The organism is Pseudomonas sp. 008 (assembly GCF_016861935.1).
In the GTDB taxonomy this organism is placed as follows: Bacteria; Pseudomonadota; Gammaproteobacteria; order Pseudomonadales; family Pseudomonadaceae; genus Aquipseudomonas.
Window position 1 is genome coordinate 80,962 of record NZ_BOMA01000002.1, and the last position, 22,391, is coordinate 103,352.

Genomic DNA, 22,391 nt, shown 5'->3' on the forward strand with positions numbered 1-22,391 from the left:
GCTGAAGCTCGATCAGATGTCCAGAGCGCTCAAGTATTTTAGGGACTGAGACACCACAGACTTCTTCACTTTCTCCCGAAACGTGCCGTAATGAAGCGTGTTGAACGTGATCGTGGTTATCTGTTCGGTGCTTTTTTGCTCAAGCGAATCATTGTTGCTGAACAGGAACCGAGAGATATCTCGCACTATCGAAAACTTGCGGTGATAGACCGCCATATCCACCTTGTGCGTGCCGTTCATCACACAAGGAATCATCTGAAAGTAAGCGATATCTCCCTTCAGGGTCGTGGATTCAAACATTTCGAGCGCCAGCGAATTGCGCTCCAACGCTGTCAGGGCGCGGCTGATGGATATTGAGAATCTATCACCGATGGACTCCCGGATACGTTGTATCGCCTTGCTGCCCATCGGAGCAGCTGGCGCGGGCGAAAACGTTTGAGGTGCGGGCACATCCCATCCCAGAAAACGAAGTTGCCCGCAGTAGTAGTCGAACCAGTCGCCCGATAATCCATCATTAATTGCATCGCGTGTGGCTCTTTGCGCAAAAGCCGTGCTCATGTAGACGTCTTCGCGGTGGGACGCCGGCAGATCGCTGGCGAACGACACGATACTGCCGCCAACCACCGCTGCCGGTGGTGCAATCAGATCCGTCATGACCGAACCTCCTCTGGCTGCGTGGTGCTGCAGGCATCGTCGTGCACGGTCAACATTGCAACATTGGTCTCAATCCGGTCCTTGACCTTCAGAGCAATTTGATCCCGTACAGGTGCATATACCGTTTCCGATAGATTCGCCCGGACGTAACGGCAGCTAATGATGCCTTGTACGTCTTCGCCCCAATAGAGGTGCGCCAAAGGGCTGGAACTCAGCAATTGACGGGTTTTGAGCTCGATACATACACTACTGAACGAAGTCGGTGTTGGCGCCACGATCACCAGCAAACGAATATCCATCGCAGGTACCGACACCTCGGTGGACTGCTCTTCGGACACTTTTTGCATATGGCTGCGCAACAAGTTGGCTGCCGGGTTGATGTCCGATTCGTTGACAATTTGTGACAGCACTTCTGCAGTCACATGCCCTTCATCTGCCCCTACTTTGGACATCGCTGCGGCCACCCACTGAACCGCCGATTCAACACTCTCTGGAGGGAGACTCAAGTCTTCGCGCGCTTTACCGCGCCACATCCAGATGCCATCCAAAACTTTCATGTAGGTGTCATACCAACTCACACCCGGCTCTAGTTCTGTTTTTTTATTGGCTGCCAACTGTGCATACAACACCGTATTGACCACATCATCATAAGCGGTCAAATCCTCTGATTCGGGCACTATCAAAACCGCAGCCCCGACAATCAATACTGAATAATCACATCTCATTTAAATACCTTCATACAGAGAAGGACAGTCGTTTTTTTCGACCGTCCTTCCAAGCATTCATCAAATGTCGTAATCGAGCTTATCAGCCGAGTACTTCACCAGTTTCGTTGCAATCAGCTCACGAGTAGCCGCAGCCAAAAGATCATTTTTTTCGAAAGCTGTCTCACCGCGATACAGACCTACGTCACGAACATCCGTATCGACGAACATTACTTTTACCGATGAATTCCGGCGTGTAAAACGTACTGCGCCAATGGCAAAAACAGTGGTCCCGTTCACATCGATACACGAGCCGGTCGTTACTCCACCCACACCTTGTGCCAGCAAGTTGCGCTCATAAAGCGTCAATGCGGTATCGCGTTTTTGCAGGGCGGCAATCGCATCACCCGCGGTTTTCAGCATCAGTGCAGTAGCCGGACCCGGTACGGCAAGGCCTGTGACTACCGAAGCAAGAATCTCCAGCACCATCTTGTCCATGCGGACACTGGTTCCCGACACGTTCAGATCGTTGTAGTACTTGCTGATGGTCATCCAACCCGTTTCACCCATGACTTTACAGAACTGCGCATACCATTCTTTGCCCTGGTGCTCCAGTGGAAACTGTTTGTTTGCCACAAGCGACGCATAGTGAAACGCATTCTGCGCGTCACTGCGGTTAATACCGGTGAGGTTACCGCTGAAACTAATGAGGCCTTCGCCTACAACCGATCCTTTCGACGGCGCTTCAATTTCGTCACCCGGCGCCAACAAACCACGAGATCTAATAAGCGGCGTCTCACCCAAATCATAACCCTGAAGATTTTCCAAGCAGGCAGCAATATAACTTTCACTAAACATATTATTCATAACTTCTTCCTTATTGACATTAAAGCAAACTCATCATGAACTTGCCGAAAGAAACAATAAACAAATTAACCCACCACGACAAACCCAAACATGTAACATCATCCACAACAGCAATCACACAACTAACCATTCAGACTCAGCCCAACAGCCTACACATGAATAAAAATAACTTTCAGACTTTATAAACTCGACCCCCACAGGCACTTGACCAACTGATAGACTCCGATTCACCCGTCTCTGGATGCGAGCCAAAACCATGCTCCATGTGTTATTCAGCGTTTACCTGAAGATGCTGGTGCTCTACAGCCCATTCTTCGTATTGTCCTGCTTCATCAGCCTGACCCGCGGTTATTCGCGCAAGGAACAACGTCGCCTGGCCTGGAAGGTGGCGATCGCCACACTGGTTTCCAGTGTCTTGCTGTACCTGTTCGGGAGGGTGATATTTGACGTGTTCGGCATTACCGTGGATGCATTTCGCATCGGCGCCGGCAGCGTGCTATTCATTTCGGCGCTGGGCATGGCTCAGGGCAAGTCGGTGGTGCAGACCGACAATGTGCAGCAGGACGTGACCATCGTCCCGCTGACCATCCCCCTGACCGTCGGCCCGGGCACCATCGGTGCACTGTTGGTAATGGGCGTGAGCCAGCCGCATTGGGACGACAAACTCACGGCCATTCTCAGTATTGCCCTCGCCAGCTTCACTGTTGGCGTGGTGCTGTATTTATCGAACCGAATCGAACGGATTCTGGGTGACCAGGGGTTGCAGATTGTCAGCCGGTTGATGGGATTGTTCGTGTGCGCTCTGGCGGCACAGATAATCTTCACCGGGGTGAAAGGTTATCTGGTGCCTTAATCGGCAAAGGAGCTCTAAAAAGCCGGTTCTGCAAGCGCCTCGATCTGATGATTCAACATCAGTTCCGTTAGCATTGCGCTGCCCGAAATGCCCTTTTGCCTCAGCAACTCGGTCACTATTTCCGAAACCGCACGCGATCGATAACCACTGAGCGCAAGGAACACGTCCCCCCGCAACGTCACATCCGATGAGTAAGCACCGCGAAAGATCAGACTGTGCCCGCTGTCCAGGCCGTTCATTACCAGGTGCTCATCGACCAGGCTGACCCATAACTGATCCATGATTGAAGCGTCCAGAATCAGCTTTCCCGGAATCAAGGGTGGGAGCTCAAGCGGGTAACGACAATCGACGATAACCGATTCAAGTTTCAACCACGCCGCTCGGGTCAGCCGGCTAGTCGTTGTCCCTTGACCCATTTTGAGCACCAGGATGCTGACATCATCGGCAATCAACGGGAGAAGGTCATCGGCCGTCTTCAGCCCCTCGACCACCAGTACTTCGGCATTTCGCTGAATATACTCAAGCGGCCCAACCGTAGTTTTTTGCGGATAGGTGTGCAACAAACCATCCCCGATTTGGTGCAGCATCACATTGGTTTGATGCCGGGTACCCACCAGCGTGTATTGCGCAGGAAAGGTGGCTTTCGGAATCCGGATCAATCGTCCGGTCCGGACCACATACCATTGAAGGTAGTCAGGATTTTTGACGGACAGAAAATCGGCGCATCGATGTTGGCTCGCCAGCGCTGCCAGGCGCTCACTCAATGGAGCGTCCAGTGCAGCGACCCAGAGGCTGTCCACGCCCGTAACCCGTACCGGTTCGTTGTGCTGTAAATCCATCTCCACGCCTTCGAGAGTCGTCGCCCTCAGACCCGCGCCCTCTGCCGTCACGTCGGTAAAGGTCCAGGGTGCCCACACCTGCATCGGGGCCGGCAATGCCTCAACTTGCAAAAGCCTGGTGCCTTGGGCAAATGCCGTACTCAAATGTTTCATATCAATAAAGCGCTGGCTGAAAACCTTCCCCGTTGAAAGATCGAACAACCAGGCGGCCTGATTATCTGGAGCAATACTCAGTAACCGTACTTCTTTTCCATGGCCAGGATCCGAGAGCAACAGCCGATCGTCCAGATACCAGGCACATAAGTCGGCATCCCCCGTAAAGTTGGTCAACCCAAGGAGGGCGAAACTCGACACCGGATAGCGCGTCGACACTTCCGGCAGTGCGGACCACCATAGGGCTCGATCCTTGAACCAGGTGTCGGTGAGGCCGCCCAATCGAAGCGTGCCATCAGGCATCACATTGAAGAACAGACCGGATTCGGTCAGAGCCAGGTAGCCCTGCTCAACGGCAACAACATTATTCAGGTCCAAGGGCGCAATTTCTGTGGAAGACCATTGCACGCGGCCATCCTCTATCGACCTTTGCTGCCGCACTAGGCGTCGGTCAGGCTGGTCGTAGGTCACAAATACTTCGCCCTCTGCACCGGCAGGAACAATCAGTCGAAGATCATTCAGAATCGAATCTTTCCATCCTCGCGCATGACGACGTCGGGTCGGCGCACGGATGATCAACCCGTCAACCTCTCGGACCCAGACCAGATCGTGCCACTTGTCTTCGAACTGCCAACAAATCGAAACCAGCGCACCGGGGCGCCAATTCACGGTATCGATGGACTCTGCCGGCAACACATAGTTGTCCAGCACCTGCTTCCAGTCCGTGAGCGTGTTGACCTGCAAAACGCCTAGCAATGCAGGATCCAGACCTCGGTTGATTGAGCCGAGCAGTACTGCCCCGTCATGGATCATGTAGGTCAGCTCATCGTGCTGACCGCTCTTATGAGTGAATCGCTGAACGATCTGAATGCCGCCCTTGGCCACCGCCTCACAACGGACAATCGCCTGATCATCGCCTATCAACAAACGGTATCGCTGAACCAGCGTTCCCGTCGTTGCATCTACCTGCCAGATATAAAAGCTCTCGGGATGATAGAAGTATGCCGAGCCCTCGATCACTGCCCCCAACACGACGGCATCGGACAGCAACACTTTCGGGTCGCGTACATACAGGAAACGATCCTCAGCCGAATCGTAGTACGCGGCCACTTTTCTGGGTTCATCCTGTTTTTCGTAGGGAACGATAAAATCATGAACGGGAAGATAAGGGATCGCCAGGCGATGCTCATGAGCCAGTGACTTGAAGTGATCCAGCAACGCTTGCTCTCCGAGCGCCGGATCGGCCGCTTCTTCGACCACCTCCAATTGCAGGGCAACAAGATCAACGCGCACGATCTTGTTACCCGCCAGTTTGAGCAACACATCGTGAACGCCGCTTCCTGTGAACTTCACAGCCAGAGCGCCCAACATCAGGCTACCCGCGGGTTCTATCCGGATATCTGTCTCCGCCAGCCAGGTAGCCAGCAACACCCAGTGCATGGCCGTGTGACCCGGCGCGTCGAGTTCAAGGCTCACCCCCTGATTGAGCAGCACGGAACATTGAGCGCCGGCACCGGCTATCCGATAGGAGACCAGGCCGTGCCATGCCTTGGGTAGCACAGGCACCACCAGCGAGCGCTCAACGTTATCGAGACGAACGTTGAAAACTGTTGGTTGGCAGACAGGGTTCAGTCGGTGGACGACGTACTCACCCGGAAACGAATAAAAGGAAAACAGGAACTGCCATTTCCCCTGTTCGTTCTTTTTCTCCAGCCGACGTGCCGTATCAAATCCATCAGCATGACGAAACGTGACAAACGGCAGCAACTTGTACTCATAGCCATACCAGGTTTTGGGTGTGCACGGCAAAACGATCGTCTGCCCAGGCTTTGGCGAGAAAAGCGCCGAGCCCGGCAACGCAAGTTCCAGGCGTATATCAATGGCGCGGTGGTAATCCTCATCGTAATCCGGGACCCCGAAATGATCCCGAAGCGGGAACAATTTAGGGCTGTCGAAATGGACCGTTGATCCGCGTAAATCCAGTTCGGTGAACACCAGCAACGGATGTGCAATCCATGCATTCGACGCCTTGTCCAAGTGAAAGCCGCCCTGAAGATGCGCCTTCTCCAGTCGTTCAAAAAAGAGGCCGACCCCTTTGGCCTCCTCGGCAATGGTGGCGAACCCTTCGGCTAGCGCAGCGACACCTACCGCCAACCCGCCCAGAATCACCCCGACACCGCCCAGCACCGCAGATACGGCACCTGCGCCGGCCAATCCCGCACCCAGCCCGGCCGCCCCCAACACGGCGCTCGCGGAGTCGAACGCCAATTGCGTCCCGAACTGCGCCTTTTCAATGTCATTGCCGGCATGGCTCAACTGGTAAATATCAAACCCGACATTCACCATTCCCAACACCGTGCCAACGCCTTCATTCGCCACATGCCCCAACGCCTTTTGTACCAATGGCGCACTGGTGCGAGCGATCAGCTTTTCATCCTCCAGGGCCTGTCGCACCAGTGTCACAACACCAATCACATCCACCACATTGCCATGGACCAATTGGGCGTAGTTGACGTAGGCATGCAGGCGAATGGCGGTGGTCAGTGACTTGTCGCTACCGCTGGCCGCGCCTTCGTGATGACGCAGCGAGTTCATCAAGGCCTGTACGGTGAAACCGGCATTGAGCGTATGAACGCTACCGGCGTCCACAGGATCAGGCGAGTTGGCCGGCGCACGCGGTTGAGCCGCCAAGGAGTGGAAGGTTTGCGAGAGGAAATTTTTAATCCTGAGGAGTCGATGATCATCGGTGGTGACACGCACAATGGTCTGCGCAGGATCGTTACTGACCAGACTGATTTTGTAAGCGCCTGTCGGGGTTATCTCCAATGTCTCAAACAACGCAATGGCACCCGACGATAGCCCGTGTTTCTCCTGTAGCTGCCATGTCGCCTGCGCGATTTGCCCGCCCCACCAGTGAGCGTCCAGTTCCAGCAACGAACTGCCCAATACCCCATTGTTGACCAACGACCGTCCTCTTGCGCTGGCCAGCCGCTGCCTTGCCCGGGGCGTCTGTTCAGGCAGACTGCCTGACTCGGAAAGACTGGACACCCGGACACCCGACGGCAGTATCCGTTCATTGAGTCGGCCAGCGTCGAGCTCAATCAAATCGAACGTCGGACGCGTTGGCTCTCCATAAGCTGCGTAAGGTTTGGCCATCTCTTGCCGAACGAAAAAATGTGTCAACGCGCTGCTGAGTGCTTCAGCGGTATCAAACTCGAAAACACTAAAATTCGGATCGTAGAAATGGTAAGTGCTGCGGCCTCCACTGAATGTTTTGGCTACCAGCATCGAGTGGTTGTCAGAGTTGAGCATCAAGGTGCTGTTGCCGGTTTCACCTTCGAGCGTCGCAATGACGCGTGCCAGATCGGAGCGCACCACCGCTCCACCCAAGTCATGGACGTCAACATCGCGCAGCTCCTCGATGATGCTCACAAACGCTTTCGAAGCGACGGTGTCAGGCTCAATGACCGCCAGGTAAAACCGCTCACGCAAGGTGTTGGCAGCTTCGTCACCCTTGCTGATCGCCGCCGCCATGGCCAATGCCAGTGGGTAGCAACGCCCCGCGATCCGGTCACCGGCCCCTTGAAGCAACAAATCCTGCGGCACCAGTTTGAAGCTGCCGTGATCGAAACTTTCCAGCACATCGGCCATGCGCTCGGCAATCCGGTCACGGAACTCGAGTTTTGCTACCTGCTGAATACGGGAGACCTGACGCCCCCATTGCAGCAAGGTCAGTGACCGCTCCAGCGCCTGCTTCTTCAGCTCAATGCTGGTCTCGGACAATGCTAAGGAAGGTATCGAAGCGCTGGCCAAACCGGCAACGAATGCAGGGTGATTTTCTTTGAACAGCTCCCGTTCAATCGCCCCATAACGGTGTGACACGCCCAACTCAGACACGTTGTTGGCGAGGTTTTCCAGCCGTGCGTTGACGTGTCCAAAGTTGCGTTGATCCATGGCCCGTGCGCCCAGTAACGAACCGATCAACAACCGCTGCAAGGGGTTAAGCTGTTCAACCTGCAAAGTGCCCCGGCCAATTCGATGAAGCAATTCATCAAGCGGCAGATCCAAGGTTGCCGGCTCCCCGACCAACGATGGCGGTAGCGTGATCTCCTGTGTGAGGATGGACTGGCGCTCGTCAAAACTCAGCTGCACTTGCTTGTCGAAAGTCACTTCACCAGAGACCCGTTGGCTCATCGCTCGCAAAAAGGGTTCACCAAGGTGCTGCGCCAAGGACTGCAACAATTCGGTCGACATCACATGTCGACCTTCGATTATTGGCCAGCCATGGTCGAAATGGATTGTCTGACTCTTTAGTAATTGATCCACCTTGCCGACGTAACGCGCCTTGAATTGCCCGGCCTCCCAACGTTGTTTTTCCTTGTGCAGCCACTCGACGGTGTCGTTTTCGTTTTCTTTCCAGGAATGGTCCAGCTCCTCCTCGGTAGCCCGATTCACCATGGCGGCGGCGACAATAGCCACATCCTCTCGCCACGCGCCCGCTGCACGAGGTGTGAAGTGGATTTTTGCGTAATCCGCGAGTGCATCGCGCATCGCAGCGGGCCCGGTCAGATAGATGGTCACTTCGCTCTGCGGGCGAATGCCGTCGCTGTAGTAAATCGCCGCGGCTTCCATCAAAAAAGTGAGGGCGAGTTCTTCTTCGGGCGGGAGCGCATCCATCGGACCAAATTTTTTCTCGACCACCTCCCGCGCAAAACCGCTCATGGCCTCGCTATCAATCAAGGCGACCTGGTTCTCCATAGCCAAGCGGATCGTGGCATCAACAATCTCATAGTTGAGTTTGAAACGATCGATGACAGCGCTCAACATTGCCGACCCGGCATGAGCCATGAGAAACGCATTACTAAGGCTGGCCTGCTCGGCCACCGCCCGCATTCCGTTCGGACGTACGAGAAGTTCGACGGGGGCGCGGAAAACGCTGTTCAAATCCGGGCGATTTTTCGCGAAACGTTCCAGTGCCGGACGATGCTCTGCAGGGATGACGTCGAAATAGTTTGTATATTTACCTCTTAACGCCTCTCGACCGGGCATCCATCCAGGATTTTGATCGAGCAACAACTGCAACACCCCCAGGCGCGCATCGTTGCTGAATTGATTGATTTCCACATCGCCCAACTTTTCCACAAGAGGTGGCAAGTTATCGACATCTGCGTAACACCCGCCTTCTGCCATCAAGGCTTCAATGCGCACCACATCGGAGGCGGCGGCAAAATTGCCTCGCAAACTTATTTCCCGCTCATAAATGGTCTGCAAGTGCAGCGGTGTTGCACTCTCCGCCAAGTCGCGAAGCTCTACTCCCGCCTCGACCAATGCCAACAGGCTCTGACTATTCTTTTCCCGCAAAATTTCCAGGGCTTTTTTATCCTGGCCATACCCACGAACCAGAAGATCAATTCGGGCGTCATCCGCTTTAACACCACGCTCTACCGCTGAGTTGATATGTGCGAACATTTGCTGCTTAAGAACGATGGCTCGCTCTTCATACTTGTCACCCAGCTCAAGAAACGTTCCCGTGCTATGTCCACCATTAATCATCGCATCGGCCTTCGCGGCCTCGACAATGATCCGGTTGGTTTCATAGGCCAATAACGCGTCGCTGTCATACCAGAGTTTCACGGCATAATCGTGCTCGGCCAACACCTTGCACCAAACATTAATGTAATCGCGCTGAATATTTCCAAGCCCCCCTCCAAGCCAAACGAAGTGTAGATTTTTCGGCACTTCGGTTGCTGCGGCAGACAGCTCTGCAATGCTGTTGGACAGGCGCGTGTGGAAGCCTTCGACCCTGTCGTGGATTTCGGTCAAACCCAGAGCAGCAGCGCCCTCCGGCGCAGCTTTCGGCTCCATCTCCACAGCACGTCGATGCCGGCTCTTGGACTCAACAAAAGCCCCCAGGGCTTCGCGCAGCAAACCCAGCGGTGGAAGCATTCTCGGAAAATCGAGCAGGCCGATACAAGAAAAGTAATATCGAAATACCGCGTCGTATTTTTCTGTACCGCTATATTCCTGTAACGCCTCTTCAAGATCAGACAGTTTAAATAAATCAATAAAATTGACGTAGCCGCTCACATGACGAGCCGTTTGCTCACCCATAAATATACTTCCCTGTAAAAATAAAAATTCCTCACCCGTCAAAATGGATGAGTGCACCCGACGCTCAATCAACACTAACTGAACAACACTTCAGCCCGAAAGCAAAAAACAAACAACTGATGACCAACCGAACACCCAGAAACATTAAATCCATCAAACACAACAAAAAACAGACAAGCCAAAAGGCAACCATCAACAAACGCGACAGTTTCTTTTGCACTAGAGAAAGACAAACTTACATCAAGACATCTAACCGCCTGCCGCTAAAACTTCCTGTTTATCAACGCCAGGCCATTTTGAAACGCGGCCTCCAGCGAGGCCGCCGACACTCATGATGTTGGCTTGTCGCCATACCAACGAGGCGTATACACCCACTTGCCCCCCTCGGCACGAGGGAACACGCAGGTGGTGGAGGAGCCGATCAGCACCATGGTGCGCATGTCGACCTGATCGGGGGTCAGTGCGCCGAGCGTCGTGACCCGGAGCGTCTGGCCAGGGCGACCGATGTCGCGGCCCAGCACCACCACCGTTTCCGGCGTTCGATGCCGGCCGACGATCTCCAGTGCCTGGCCCAGTTGCCAAGGCCGTGCGCGGGAGATCGGGTTGTAGAACGCCAGCGCCAGATCGGCCTCGGCCGCCAGGTCCAGACGCTTTTCGATGATCGCCCATGGCTTGAGGTTGTCCGACAGCGACATCACGCAGAAGTCATGTCCCAGCGGCGCACCGGCCTGCGCAGCAGTGGCCAGAGAAGCAGAAACGCCTGGAAGGATCTCCAGATCAACGCTGTGCCATGCAGGCTCACTCGACTCGTGCAACGCCTCAAGCACCGCCGCCGCCATGGCGAACACGCCCGGGTCCCCGGATGAAACCACCACCACCGACCGCCCTTGGGCCGCCAGCTCAAAGGCGTGGCGAGCGCGCTGCATTTCCTCGCGATTGTCAGTGCAATGCAGTACCTGATCGTCGCGAAATGGCCCGGCCATGCGTACGTAGGTTTCATAACCGAGCACGTCATTGGCGCGCGCCAGTTCGGCCTTGACCGCCGGCACCATCAATTCGGCAGCGCCAGGGCCCAGGCCGATCACAGCCAAACGACCGCGCGCACGACCGATCTGCGCAAGCTCCAGTGGCTGACTGGCCACCGCGATGGCGATTCCGCTATCCGCCGTCACGACGGTAGCGTGCGGTACGGTGTGGCGGGCCAACTCGCTGACGCCGCTGACGCCGCTGGCCGATGTAAACCGCAGTGGCACGCCCAGCTCAAGCGCTGCTTCGCGCAACGCAGGGTTGGCCATGTCCAGGTCGCTGGCCAACAGGCACGCCAGCGATTGCACGGCGATTTTCGCCTGATGCAAAGCCATTCGAACTGCGCTCGGCAGGTCCGCCACCTCGGCGCTCACCGCCACCAGCACGCTGCGCGGGTAGATCATCAATTCATTGGCCGCAGGCGTGCGCTCGGCACTGCCGACATGAATCGACAACCGAGCCTGGGGATCTTCCGGTAACTGTGCCTGATCAAGCCACGGCGCAGCCCCTTCAATGCGCACGCTTTGGCCCGCGAGCAAATCCGAGACGAAGCGCTTGCCCAGTTCCAGATCACCCAGGGCGTAACCGCTCGGTGGATTGAGCAGGCAAGTGCCGAAACGCAGCTCACCGCTGGTGGTGATCGCCGCCGCGACGTCTAGGCTGGCGGCAATCGCGCGCGCCATGACATTCACCCCGCCGAGGCCACCGAGCAGCGGCACCACCGCGCTGCCGTCCTCAGCCACGGCCAGCACCGGCGGCTCGGCGCCCTTCTCCAGCAACAATGGCGCGAGGGTGCGGATCACGATCCCTGCCGCGCACAGGGCGATGATCGGTGTGTCCTGTTGATAAAGCTCACGCAGGGTCGCGCCGAACTCGCGATAGCTGCGATCCGCGCCTTCGACCCGATCAGCCAACCCATGGATCAAAGCTCCCGAGTAAAGCTGTTGGATTTTGCGTGCGGTCGCAAGGCTGCCATTGCCGAGAATGACAATCGCCGGAGCAGAATGGGCCATCAGCCTTGCCACCTTTCACCAGGAACGATGATCAGCGAGAAATACGGCGAGGACATCGGCTCGACCTGATCCAGCGGCACGATTTTCTGGTTGGCCATGGTCGCGCGCTCCACATACAGCGCACGCTCTGCCAGACCGAGTTCTTCCAGCACCTGACGGACCTTGGGAAAGTTACGCCCCAGTTTCATGATCACTGCCGCATCGGCATCGGCCAGGCGACGCTTGAGGTCTTCGTGGGGCAGCACGCCGGACAACACCGACAGGCTCTGATTGCGATACACCAACGGCGCACCGAGTACCGAGGCACCGCCGAGCATCGAGCAGACACCCGGCACGACTTCGGCTTCGTAACGTTCGGCCAGTCGATCGTGCAGGTACATGTAGGAGCCGTAGAAGAACGGATCGCCTTCGCAAATCACCGCCACATCACGGCCGGCGTCCAGATGCGCGGCGAGTTGTTCGGCGGCCGTATCGTAGAAATCGCTGATCACTTGTTCATACGACAACGGCGCCGGCAGCGCTTCGGTGGTCACCGGATAAACCAGCGGCAGCAGGGTTTGTGGATCTTGCAGATGCGCTTCGATGATGCCGAACGCATTACCCTTCTTGCCCTTGGCGACGAAATACGCCACCACCGGCGATTCGCGCAGCAGGCGCAAGGCTTTGACGGTAATCAGTTCCGGATCACCGGGGCCGACGCCCAGGCCAATCAAACGTCCAGGTTGCTGCATCATTCGATCTCCGTGGCGAGGGCGTTGACAGCGGCGGCGGCCATGGCGCTACCGCCCAGCCGGCCTTGCATGATGACGAAAGGCACGCCTCGGCTGTCCGCCGCGAGCATCGCCTTGGATTCGGCGGCGCCGACGAAGCCCACCGGGAAGCCGAGGATCAGCGCCGGCTTCGGCGCGCCGGCATCGAGCATTTCCAACAGATAAAACAGTGCGGTCGGTGCGTTGCCGATCACCACCACGCTGCCTTCCAGATGCGGGCGCCACAGTTCCAGCGCGGCGGCGGAACGGGTATTGCCCAACTCGCGGGCAAGCTCCGGCACGCTGTCGTCGCGCAGGGTGCAGATCACCGGGTTGTTGGCCGGCAAACGCGCACGGGTCACGCCTTCGCTGACCATCCGCGCGTCGCACAGAATCGGCGCACCGGCCGCCAGCGCATCGCGCCCGGCCTTGCCGGCGCCTTCGGAAAATTGCAGACCATCGATGGCCTCGACCATGCCGCAGGCGTGGATCACCCGCACGGCGAGTTTCTCCAGATCGGCCGGAATACGCGCAAGGTTGGCCTCGGCGCGAATGATCGCGAAGGAGTTGCGATAGATCTCCTGACCGTCGCGGATGTAATCAAGCATCAAGGGAACTCCGTGAGCGGGCGTCGAGCAAGGCTGCGACCGCTTCAATAGTAAGGTTGTGTGCGTGCAGGGCGCCGAAACCCGGTTGCCCTGCATCGCGAAAATAGAGGTCGTAGTGACCGGGGGCGACAGCCAGCAGCGTGACCGGTGCTACATGGGCCGCGGCGCAGGAACGCTGGCAGCCGGATAAATGCACTGCTTGATCGTGACGTTGCAACAGCGCAGCCAACTGCATGGCGTCGCTCTTGGTATCGGCCAGGCCCTTGCCGCAGCCAGCGGAACCGGTGCAGGCGATCAACCGCGACACAGGCTGATCAGCGTCACATAGCAGGCCCAGTTGCTCCAGACGCCTAATCACTTCAGGCGCCCGCTCTTTTCGAACGTTGGGCAGCAACAGACTTTGCCATGGAGTGAAACGCAGACTCGCGTCGCCGAATTCGCACGCCAGTTGCGCCACGCCCCTGAGCATGACGGGATCGAGCCGCCCCAAAGGGGGGACGGCACCGATGTAGACGTGTTCGGTTCCAGCCTGTGAATGATCGCCGATGTGCAGGGCACCCGGAGTCAACAAGCGCTGCCAATCGGTAATCGACTTCAAGGGCACACGCTCGGCCAGGCGAGCGAGAAACTCTGCGAGTGGATACTCGGCCAGCAAATGACGCATTCGTGTTTGATCCGGACGCGCCAGGTCGAGAAACAACTCCAGCACCGCTACCACCAGTGCGTGCCCCTGCTCGCGTGACACCGCGCCTGCGGGCCTGTCCGTAGGGCAACCCGCCAGACCGAACGCCAGTAACAGCTCGCCGTTTCGCTCAGCAGCAGACAACCACAGATCATGCGGGTGTTCGAGCATCGCCAACGCCTCGCCGCCATCGAGTTGCACGGCAAACTTGGCGCTGAGTTCGTGGAAACGTTCGTGGCTTTGCAGCGTCGTGAGGATCTGCTCCGCCAGCGCATGCGTGTCGAAGAGCATGTGCCGGTCAACCCCGGCAGACGGGCTGAGCATCAGATTGCGCACATCGTCGCCCGCCGCGGTACGCGGCCCCAACCCTACGGCGAGCAGACTGTCGATCAAAGCCGTCTGCTGACTGCCAATTCCGCGAATCTGCAGGTTGGCCCGGTTGGTCGCCTCGATCACGCCCCCGGCAAACCGTTCGGCCGCGCTGGCCACCGCTTCAGCCTGGGCCGCGCTGATCGAGCCGCCGTTCAATTTGATCCGGCAGATACCGCCATCCAGCGCCGGGACGATACGCAGCAACCCCGGGCAAGCCGAGGGGCGTAAGGCGGAAGACATCGGGCGTTCGTTCAAAGGGGCGACCGGCTGTGTGGGAAAGGCGCTTCGCGGGCGAAGGCGCGGTATTATGCCTGCTTTGTCCGACGGCATGAAAAGCCTGCCCGTCGGAACACCCCGTTTGAGGCATTTTTTGAGGACTGCAGATGTCGCCCTGGCTGACAGTAGTAGGTATCGGTGAAGACGGCTTCAAGGGGCTGGGCAAGAACGCCCGTCGCGCCCTGCTGGGCGCTTCGCGGATATTCGGCGGCCAACGGCAACTGGATTTGTTGCCCGTGTGCATTCGCGGCGAGCGCCAGCTCTGGCCCAGTCCATTCTCCCTTGAACCCCTATTGGCGCTGCGGGGCGAGCCGGTTTGCGTGCTGGCCAGCGGCGACCCGATGTTCTTTGGCGTCGGTGCCAGCCTGGCGCGGCAACTGCCCGGCGCAGAAATGCTGATCCTGCCCGCCCCATCTTCCGTGTCACTGGCGGCCGCTCGCCTGGGCTGGCCGTTGCAGGATGTGGTGACGCTGTCGGTGGTCGCCCGTCCCGTCGCCGCGCTCAACGCTCATTTGTTCAGTGGTGTGCGTTTGCTGGTGCTGAGCAACGACGGCCAGAGTCCAGCGGCCATTGCGGCGCTGCTGCGTGAGCGCGGTTTCGGGCCGAGTCGCCTGACCGTGCTGGAACATCTGGGTGGCGAAGCCGAACGGCGCATCGAGGGCGCTGCCAACGACTGGAGCGACCCGGCGATCGCCGATCTGAACCTGATCGCCATCGAATGCATCGCTGAACCCAACACACCGCGCCTGTCGCGCCTGGCCGGCCTGCCAGACTCAGCCTTCCAGCACGACGGCCAACTGACCAAACGCGACGTGCGCGCCATCACCCTTGCGCGCCTCGCCCCGATCCCCGGCGAACTGCTGTGGGACGTCGGCGCCGGCAGCGGCTCGATCGGCATCGAATGGATGCGCGCTCACCCGAGTTGCCGGGCGCTGGCCATCGAAGCGGATGAGGGACGGCAGGCGTTGATTGAACACAACCGCGATGCCCTGGGCGTTCCCGGCCTGCAATTGATTCGCGGCAGTGCGCCGCAAGCCCTGAGCGGACTCGAACGCCCGGACGCGATTTTCATCGGCGGTGGCGTCACTCGTGAAGGCGTACTCGACACCTGCTGGGCGCAACTCAAACCCGGCGGCCGGTTGATCGCCAACGCTGTGACACTGCAAAGCGAAGTGACCTTGATGGCCTGGCGTGAACGGCATGGTGGTGAGCTGACCCGCATTCACGTCGCCCAGGCGCAACCGTTGGGCGAGTTCGATACCTGGCGTCAGGCGCTGCCGATTACCTTGCTGGACGTGACGAAACCCCTCGATGCGTGACGAAACCGCCGAACAACCCGCCCCGCTGCGCAGCGGCCTGACCACCGGCAGCTGCGCCACCGCCACCAGCCTCGCGGCCGCCCGCCTGCTGCTCGGCGGCGTGGAAGCGGACGCCGTCGAGATCATTCTGCCCAAAGGCAAACGGGTGCAAATGCGCCTGGAATTCTGTCGGCTGACGGACGACGGCGCCGAAGCCGGAACGATCAAGGACGCCGGCGACGACCCGGACGTGACCCACGGCGCCCTGCTGTTTTCCCTGGTGCGCTTGCACAGCGAATCGGGTATCCGCTTCAGCGCCGGCCGTGGCGTCGGCACCGTCACCCGGCCAGGGCTGGTGCTGAACGTCGGCGAACCGGCGATCAACCCAGTGCCGCGCAAGATGATCACTGATCACCTGACGTTGCTGGCCGAGGAACTGAATTACCAGGGCGGCTTCGAGGTCACGGTAAACGTCGAGGACGGCGAAGCCCTGGCGCTGAAGACCATGAACCCGCGGCTGGGCATTCTCGGCGGCTTGTCGATCCTCGGCACCAGCGGCATCGTCCGGCCATTCTCCTGCGCCGCCTACATTGCCTCGATCCACCAGGGCATCGACGTCGCCAAAACCAACGGTTACCTGCACATCGCCGCGTGCACTGGCAACGCCAGCGAAGACACCATGCGCCGGGTCTACGACTTGCCGGAAATCGCCCTGATCGAAATGGGCGACTTCGTCGGCGCGGTGCTCAAGCACTTGCGTAAAGTACCTGTGGAAAAACTCAGCCTGTGCGGCGGCTTCGGAAAGATCAGCAAACTGGCGGCCGGGCACATGGATTTGCACAGTCGGCATTCAAGCATCGACCTGCCGCAACTGGCCGAATGGGCCGCGGCGGTCGGTGCCAATGCGGCGTTGCAACAGGCGATCCGCGACGCCAATACCAGTCAGCAAGCCTTGGCCATGGCCAGCGCCGCCGGGATCGCCCTTGGCGACGCAGTGTGCCAGCACGCCCTCGACTTTGCCCGCAGCGTGGTGCCGGCGCAGGTTCAGGTCGAAGTGTTCGCCATCGATCGCCAGGGCGGGATTGTCGGCCATGCGGGAGTTTTTCAATGAAGCGCGTGTTGTTGCTCGGCGGTGTCACTGAGGCATTGGCCATCGCCCGAACCCTGGGGCCGGAGCACATCTACAGCCTGGCTGGCGTCGGTCGTGTGCCGACGGATCTGAACTGTCAGGTCCGCGTTGGCGGCTATGGCGGCGCCGAAGGTCTGGCGCAGTTCATCCGCGATGAAGGTATTGACCTGCTGCTGGACGCGACCCACCCCTACGCGGCCCGCATCAGCCACAACGCCGCCACCGCCGCGAAGTTGAGCGGCATTGCCTGCTGGGCCTTGCGCCGTCCGGCCTGGCAGCCACAAGTCGCAGATGACTGGCGCGAAGTCAGCGACTGGGGCGAGCTGATCGAAGCGCTGAAACCCTTTCGCCGACCGCTGTTCACCCTCGGTCGCGAGCCATTGCAGCACCTGCACGAAATCCCGCCGGAGCAATTCTGGACGTTGCGTGCACTGGACGTTTATCCGGGCAACGCGCGCTGCGAAGTGATCGGCGCCCGTGGGCCGTTTCTGATCGAGGATGAACGCGCGTTGTTCGAGCGGCGGCAGATCGATGTGCTGATCAGCAAGAACAGTGGCAGCACCGCCACCGAGCCGAAGCTGGAAGTGGCGCGGGAACGTGGAGTGCCGGTGCTGGTGTTGAAGCGGCCGGTGTTGCCGGGGGTTGAGCGGGAGTTTGGGGCGGTGACTGAGGTTTTAACGGCCCTCACACAAAACTGGTAGCAGCTGGCGAAGCCTGCGTTCGGCTGCGCAGCAGTCGTAAAATCAAACACCACGGTCTGCCAGGTTGACTGCGGCGCATGGGATCACGACCGCTACGCAGCCGAACGCAGCCTTCGGCAGCTGCTACAGAAAATGCGCAATCCCCTACATATCCATCGGACCTAACGCACAACATCATCCAAATCGACTGACTTGTGGGCTCACAACCCAACCCCCATATTTCAAGCCCCACCCATGTAACGGGAAATGGCGGATGACTGAAAAATTCACTCGCTTCGATATCACTGAGTTTCTCCTGACGTCTGCCGATATGTGGCACTACATCAAGGCCTGCGAAGAGGAAGACCCAGGCGATGGAAGCTTCAATCGTGTAGCGCTCAGAGATGTCAAACACACAATCCGGGCAAGAATCCAAAGTGACCCTCAATTCGCTCAGGCATTAAGAGTCGAAGTCGCTACACTCTTTCAAAACGGCGAGGCTGAGCTTGCACGCCGGCTGCTCGATATGCTGACTGACTCGCTGCGACACCACACCGCACGCGGTCTTTTTACTTATCGCCCCTGATCAGGCTAAATAGCCGCGCCTGATCGCCCACTCAAACGGATCTGTCCCATGTCCCGACAACGGCTCGCATTTGCCTGGATCGCCTGCTTTGCAGTGCTGTTCAACATGCTCGCCATGCCGATGTCCGGAGCGATGGCGCAAACGGCGAAATCGCCGACCGAACAGTTGCTGTGGGGTAGCTTCTGCTCTTCCAGCGGCACGAAGCTGGTGGCGATTTCCCTGGGCGACATCGAGCAGAAAGCGCCGCAGAATGACGATCATTCCAACATGCAGCATTGCTGGTGTTGCTCGGGCTCCGCGCCGTTGGTGGCGTTGCCGGGGCATACGCCGCAGTTGTATTACGCGCGATTCGAGGCCAATCGAAGCGTGCCGCCTGCCACGCTTGACACACCGACACCGCGCCAGCAATGGCCCAGCCTCAACCCCCGCGCGTCCCCTCTGGTGTGATTCCTTCTCGCAATTGACCTGCGTTTTGAATCGTTCTGGAGAACTGCCATGTTGAACAAACTCATCGTCCTGGCTGTGTTGCTGCTGCCTGCCTGTTTTGCCAATGCCCACGAATACAAGGTTGGCGAACTTGAGATCGCCCATCCGTGGTCGCAGGAGTTGCCGCCCAACGCGCCCACCGTCGCGGCATATTTCGTGATTCACAACAGCGGCAAAACCGCTGATCGGCTGCTCAGCGTCGGCTCGCCGATATCCGGCAAGGCCGAGTTGCACGAACATGTGATGCAAAACGATCTGATGAAAATGCAGCAAGTGCCCGACGTCGAAATCCCGGCTGGCGGCGAAGTCACCTTCGCGCCGATGGCGTACCACGTGATGCTGCTGGAGCTCAGAGACCGCAGCCTGTTGAGCGACGGCAAACGCTTCCCGCTGACCCTGCACTTTGAGAAGTCCGGTGATGTAACGGTCGAGGTCTCGGTGCAGAAAAAGGCGCCGGACAGCATGCAAGCGCACATGCACGCCCAGTAATCGCCCCCGTTGAAAACGCCTATGCGCCCGCATAGCGCCAGGTCATCCGCGCGCCGCCGTCAGCCAATGAGCCTGACCCGCGGCAGCTGGATCAGCCTGTTCGCCATGCTGATGATCTTTATCGGCCCGCTGATTTCTCAGTCGATGCCGATGGATTCGCGCGCGGCTGCTTCGAGCATGGCGATAGGCATGTCCATGAACATGTCGATGGACATGGGCTCGGACATGTCGGCGATGGAGCACGCCGACCACGACGCACAACCGGTTGCCGAACACTGCCGGCCGACAGCCGAGCATCACGCGCTGTGGGAAAAATGCGGCTATTGCAGCCTGCTGTTCAATTGCCCGGCACTCACCGGTGGCGCTTCATTCACCGCGTTCGACACCCCGCCCGCCACCACCTTCACCACACCCGCCACCCGCCTGGGCCACGCCCGGCAAACCTTCTTCCCCGGCGCCCGCACCCGCGCCCCGCCCATCGTCGCGTAAACACCCACCTCTGATCTCACACGGTTTAGAAGACAGCCGCAGGCTGCCGGCCGTGTCGTTTACGACTGTTCGATGGAAATTGTCATGTCCAGGTTTTCTGCTGACACACGTTTGGGCGCTGCCCAGGCTTTTTTTGCCCTGAACCAATCTCGCGTTCGTTTCAGACAGGCCACCGCCGCCCTTTGCGGCTTGTTGCTGACGCCAATGGTGCTGGCCGACGAACACGCCGGCCACACCGAAGAACTGAGCCCGACGGTAATCACCGCCATCGCGCCGAGCTCGCCGCTGACCGTCGTCACCAACCCCAAGGACCCGCGCCAACCGGTGCCGGCCAGCGACGGTGGTGATTATCTGAAGACCATCCCCGGCTTCGCCCTAGTGCGCAACGGCGGCACCAACGGCGACCCGGTGCTGCGCGGCATGTTCGGTTCGCGCCTGAATATCCTCACCAACGGCAGCATGATGCTCGGCGCCTGCCCCGGCCGGATGGACGCGCCGACCTCGTACATCTCACCGGAAACCTACGACAAACTCACCGTGATCAAAGGCCCGCAAACCGTGCTCTGGGGCCCCGGCGCATCAGCCGGCACCATCCTGTTCGACCGGGAGCCGGAAAGCTTCGGCGAACTCGGCACCCGGGTGAATGCCAGCGTATTGGCCGGCTCCAACGGTCGCTTCGACAAAGTGCTGGACGCCGCCGCTGGCGGGCCGCTGGGTTACGTGCGCGTGATCGGCAACACCGCGCATTCCGATGACTACAAGGACGGCAACAACGACACCGTGCCCTCGCGCTACGACAAATGGAACGGTGATGTAGCGCTGGGCTGGACGCCGAACGCCGACACCCTGCTGGAATTGACTGCCGGCAAGGGCGACGGCGAAGCCCGTTACGCCGGGCGCGGCATGGACGGTTCACAGTTCTTGCGCGAAAGCCTGGGCCTGCGCTTCGAGCAGTCGAACATCGGTGAGGTGCTGGATAAGGTCGAGGCGCAGGTCTACTACAACTACGCCGACCATGTGATGGACAACTACACCCTGCGCACGCCGTCCGGCACCGGGATGATGGCCGGCCCGATGGCTTCCAACGTCGACCGCCGAACCCTCGGCGCGCGGATCAAAGCCACCTGGCGCTGGGCCGATGTGCAATTGATCAGTGGCCTGGATGCGCAGACCAACGAGCACCGCCAACGCAGCGCCATGGGCGTCGACACCTACAAGGATGTGCCCCGCAACAAGGACGCCGACTTCCACAACTACGGCGTGTTCAGCGAACTGACTTGGTACGCCGCCGACCGTGATCGACTGATCACCGGCGCACGACTGGACCGTGCTTCGGCCAAGGATTATCGGCAGACCATCGGCTCCGGGATGATGGCCCGCCCCAACCCGACCGCCGATGACACCCGCGCCGATACCCTGCCCAGCGGTTTCGTGCGTTACGAGCATGATCTGGCCGACAGCCCGACCACGCTGTATGCGGGCCTCGGTCATGCCCAGCGTTTCCCGGATTACTGGGAGCTGTTTTCACCCAAGTCCGGCCCTGCCGGTTCGGTGAATGCGTTCGACGCGATCAAGCCGGAGAAAACCACCCAGCTCGACTTCGGCCTGCAATACAAGACCGCCGACCTCGAAGCCTGGGCCTCGGGTTATGTCGGGCAGGTGCGTGACTACATCCTGTTCAACTACACGCCGGGGATGATGGGCATGACCTCGCAAGCCGAGAACATCGACGCGCGAATCATGGGCGGCGAACTCGGCGCGGCCTACAAGCTGACGGCCAACTGGAAAGCCGATGCGACGCTGGCCTACGCCTGGGGCAAGAACAGCAGCGACGGCACTGCCTTGCCGCAAATGCCACCGCTGGACGCCCGTTTCGGCCTGACCTACAGCGAAGACAACTGGAGCGCCGGCGCCTTGTGGCGGGTGGTCGCGGCGCAAAACCGCATCGACCAGAACAAGGGCAACGTGGTCGGCAAAGACTTCGACAAAAGCTCGGGGTTCGGCGTGTTCTCGCTCAACGGCGCGTACCGGATCAACAAGAACTGGAAGGTCAGCAGCGGCGTCGACAACTTGTTCGGCAAGGCCTACGCCGAACACCTGAACCTGGCCGGCAACGCCGGTTTCGGCTTCCCGGCCAATGATCCGCAGGCCATCAACGAACCAGGGCGCACGCTCTGGACCAAGGTCGACATGAGCTTCTAAGAGCATCGCGGGCGAGCCTCGCTCCTACAGGGTTTGTGTCGGATGTGGTTATTGCGAACAACCTGAACCTGTAGGAGCGAGGCTTGCCCGCGAACGACTGCGCAGCAGTCACCAGACAATGACAA

17 protein-coding genes are annotated in these 22,391 nt (G+C 59.0%); 9 read left to right on the plus strand and 8 right to left on the minus strand.

Annotation, left to right across the window (positions count from 1 at the left end; translation table 11 throughout):
• Positions 1-12: 12 nt before the first annotated feature.
• Genes JUI81_RS05030 through JUI81_RS05040 form a run of 3 tightly spaced genes read right to left on the minus strand, consistent with a single transcriptional unit; the run spans position 13 to position 2,225 of the window.
• Positions 13-654 carry a hypothetical protein gene (locus JUI81_RS05030; protein ID WP_204123884.1) on the minus strand — a complete coding sequence of 214 codons (642 nt, stop codon included), beginning with the start codon at positions 652-654 and terminating at the stop codon, positions 13-15.
• The gene (locus JUI81_RS05035) at positions 651-1,379 is read right to left on the minus strand and encodes a hypothetical protein (RefSeq protein WP_204123885.1); all 729 of its coding nucleotides are present in this window, start codon (positions 1,377-1,379) and stop codon (positions 651-653) included. Before JUI81_RS05035 ends, JUI81_RS05030 begins: the two co-directional genes overlap by 4 nt.
• Before the next feature lie 60 nt (positions 1,380-1,439).
• Entirely contained in the window at positions 1,440-2,225 is a 786-nt protein-coding gene (locus JUI81_RS05040; protein ID WP_204123886.1) for a hypothetical protein, read from the minus strand.
• A gap of 256 nt (positions 2,226-2,481) precedes the next feature.
• On the opposite strand from JUI81_RS05040, the gene JUI81_RS05045 reads away from it, so the two are divergent.
• Entirely contained in the window at positions 2,482-3,078 is a 597-nt protein-coding gene (locus JUI81_RS05045; protein ID WP_019582263.1) for a MarC family protein, read from the plus strand.
• 14 nt (positions 3,079-3,092) lie between these two features.
• Here the strand turns inward: JUI81_RS05045 and JUI81_RS05050 are convergent, their stop codons facing one another.
• The 5 genes from JUI81_RS05050 to cobG all read right to left on the minus strand — a co-directional run bounded on the left by JUI81_RS05050 (position 3,093) and on the right by cobG (position 14,871).
• On the minus strand, positions 3,093-10,016 hold the full coding sequence (locus JUI81_RS05050) for a TcdA/TcdB pore-forming domain-containing protein (protein ID WP_204124002.1): 6,924 nt from the start codon (positions 10,014-10,016) through the stop codon (positions 3,093-3,095).
• 494 nt (positions 10,017-10,510) lie between these two features.
• Entirely contained in the window at positions 10,511-12,220 is a 1,710-nt protein-coding gene (gene cobJ, locus JUI81_RS05055; RefSeq protein WP_204123887.1) for a precorrin-3B C(17)-methyltransferase, read from the minus strand.
• Entirely contained in the window at positions 12,220-12,951 is a 732-nt protein-coding gene (locus JUI81_RS05060; protein WP_018928431.1) for a precorrin-2 C(20)-methyltransferase, read from the minus strand. Before JUI81_RS05060 ends, cobJ begins: the two co-directional genes overlap by 1 nt.
• Entirely contained in the window at positions 12,951-13,577 is a 627-nt protein-coding gene (locus JUI81_RS05065; RefSeq protein ID WP_007937188.1) for a precorrin-8X methylmutase, read from the minus strand. Before JUI81_RS05065 ends, JUI81_RS05060 begins: the two co-directional genes overlap by 1 nt.
• The gene (gene cobG, locus JUI81_RS05070; RefSeq protein ID WP_281255775.1) at positions 13,570-14,871 is read right to left on the minus strand and encodes a precorrin-3B synthase; all 1,302 of its coding nucleotides are present in this window, start codon (positions 14,869-14,871) and stop codon (positions 13,570-13,572) included. The genes JUI81_RS05065 and cobG overlap by 8 nt, the downstream gene beginning before the upstream one ends.
• A 143-nt stretch (positions 14,872-15,014) precedes the next feature.
• On the opposite strand from cobG, the gene JUI81_RS05075 reads away from it, so the two are divergent.
• The 8 genes from JUI81_RS05075 (at position 15,015) to JUI81_RS05110 (ending at position 22,266) form a co-directional block, all read left to right on the plus strand.
• Entirely contained in the window at positions 15,015-16,226 is a 1,212-nt protein-coding gene (locus JUI81_RS05075; RefSeq protein WP_028940134.1) for a bifunctional cobalt-precorrin-7 (C(5))-methyltransferase/cobalt-precorrin-6B (C(15))-methyltransferase, read from the plus strand.
• Entirely contained in the window at positions 16,219-17,316 is a 1,098-nt protein-coding gene (locus JUI81_RS05080) for a cobalt-precorrin-5B (C(1))-methyltransferase (protein WP_204123888.1), read from the plus strand. The genes JUI81_RS05075 and JUI81_RS05080 overlap by 8 nt, the downstream gene beginning before the upstream one ends.
• Positions 17,313-18,035, plus strand: a complete 723-nt coding sequence (locus tag JUI81_RS05085; protein WP_204123889.1) for a cobalt-precorrin-6A reductase — start codon at positions 17,313-17,315, stop codon at positions 18,033-18,035. Before JUI81_RS05080 ends, JUI81_RS05085 begins: the two co-directional genes overlap by 4 nt.
• 253 nt (positions 18,036-18,288) lie before the next feature.
• Entirely contained in the window at positions 18,289-18,600 is a 312-nt protein-coding gene (locus tag JUI81_RS05090; RefSeq protein ID WP_018928436.1) for a hypothetical protein, read from the plus strand.
• Positions 18,601-18,648: 48 nt separating this feature from the next.
• Complete coding sequence (locus JUI81_RS05095; RefSeq protein WP_028940138.1) at positions 18,649-19,047, plus strand: DUF2946 domain-containing protein; 399 nt, start codon at positions 18,649-18,651, stop codon at positions 19,045-19,047.
• A 48-nt stretch (positions 19,048-19,095) separates the two neighbouring features.
• Positions 19,096-19,575 (plus strand): copper chaperone PCu(A)C, encoded by a 480-nt coding sequence (locus JUI81_RS05100; protein WP_096481272.1) that lies wholly within the window; start codon positions 19,096-19,098, stop codon positions 19,573-19,575.
• A 21-nt stretch (positions 19,576-19,596) separates the two neighbouring features.
• The gene (locus tag JUI81_RS05105) at positions 19,597-20,064 is read left to right on the plus strand and encodes a DUF2946 domain-containing protein (protein ID WP_028940140.1); all 468 of its coding nucleotides are present in this window, start codon (positions 19,597-19,599) and stop codon (positions 20,062-20,064) included.
• 84 nt (positions 20,065-20,148) lie between these two features.
• Entirely contained in the window at positions 20,149-22,266 is a 2,118-nt protein-coding gene (locus JUI81_RS05110; protein WP_204123890.1) for a TonB-dependent copper receptor, read from the plus strand.
• Positions 22,267-22,391 lie beyond the last annotated feature (125 nt).

Excerpts from the sequence above, each read along its gene's own strand:
- JUI81_RS05030 (WP_204123884.1), bottom strand. The coding sequence starts at position 654 with ATGACGGATCTGATTGCACCACCGGCAGCGGTGGTTGGCGGCAGTATC.
- JUI81_RS05035 (WP_204123885.1), bottom strand. The coding sequence starts at position 1,379 with ATGAGATGTGATTATTCAGTATTGATTGTCGGGGCTGCGGTTTTGATA.
- JUI81_RS05040 (WP_204123886.1), bottom strand. The coding sequence starts at position 2,225 with ATGAATAATATGTTTAGTGAAAGTTATATTGCTGCCTGCTTGGAAAAT.
- JUI81_RS05045 (WP_019582263.1), top strand. The coding sequence starts at position 2,482 with ATGCTCCATGTGTTATTCAGCGTTTACCTGAAGATGCTGGTGCTCTAC.
- JUI81_RS05050 (WP_204124002.1), bottom strand. The coding sequence starts at position 10,016 with ATGCTTCCACCGCTGGGTTTGCTGCGCGAAGCCCTGGGGGCTTTTGTT.
- cobJ (WP_204123887.1), bottom strand. The coding sequence starts at position 12,220 with ATGGCCCATTCTGCTCCGGCGATTGTCATTCTCGGCAATGGCAGCCTT.
- JUI81_RS05060 (WP_018928431.1), bottom strand. The coding sequence starts at position 12,951 with ATGCAGCAACCTGGACGTTTGATTGGCCTGGGCGTCGGCCCCGGTGAT.
- JUI81_RS05065 (WP_007937188.1), bottom strand. The coding sequence starts at position 13,577 with ATGCTTGATTACATCCGCGACGGTCAGGAGATCTATCGCAACTCCTTC.
- cobG (WP_281255775.1), bottom strand. The coding sequence starts at position 14,871 with ATGTCTTCCGCCTTACGCCCCTCGGCTTGCCCGGGGTTGCTGCGTATC.
- JUI81_RS05075 (WP_028940134.1), top strand. The coding sequence starts at position 15,015 with ATGTCGCCCTGGCTGACAGTAGTAGGTATCGGTGAAGACGGCTTCAAG.
- JUI81_RS05080 (WP_204123888.1), top strand. The coding sequence starts at position 16,219 with ATGCGTGACGAAACCGCCGAACAACCCGCCCCGCTGCGCAGCGGCCTG.
- JUI81_RS05085 (WP_204123889.1), top strand. The coding sequence starts at position 17,313 with ATGAAGCGCGTGTTGTTGCTCGGCGGTGTCACTGAGGCATTGGCCATC.
- JUI81_RS05090 (WP_018928436.1), top strand. The coding sequence starts at position 18,289 with ATGACTGAAAAATTCACTCGCTTCGATATCACTGAGTTTCTCCTGACG.
- JUI81_RS05095 (WP_028940138.1), top strand. The coding sequence starts at position 18,649 with ATGTCCCGACAACGGCTCGCATTTGCCTGGATCGCCTGCTTTGCAGTG.
- JUI81_RS05100 (WP_096481272.1), top strand. The coding sequence starts at position 19,096 with ATGTTGAACAAACTCATCGTCCTGGCTGTGTTGCTGCTGCCTGCCTGT.
- JUI81_RS05105 (WP_028940140.1), top strand. The coding sequence starts at position 19,597 with ATGCGCCCGCATAGCGCCAGGTCATCCGCGCGCCGCCGTCAGCCAATG.
- JUI81_RS05110 (WP_204123890.1), top strand. The coding sequence starts at position 20,149 with ATGTCCAGGTTTTCTGCTGACACACGTTTGGGCGCTGCCCAGGCTTTT.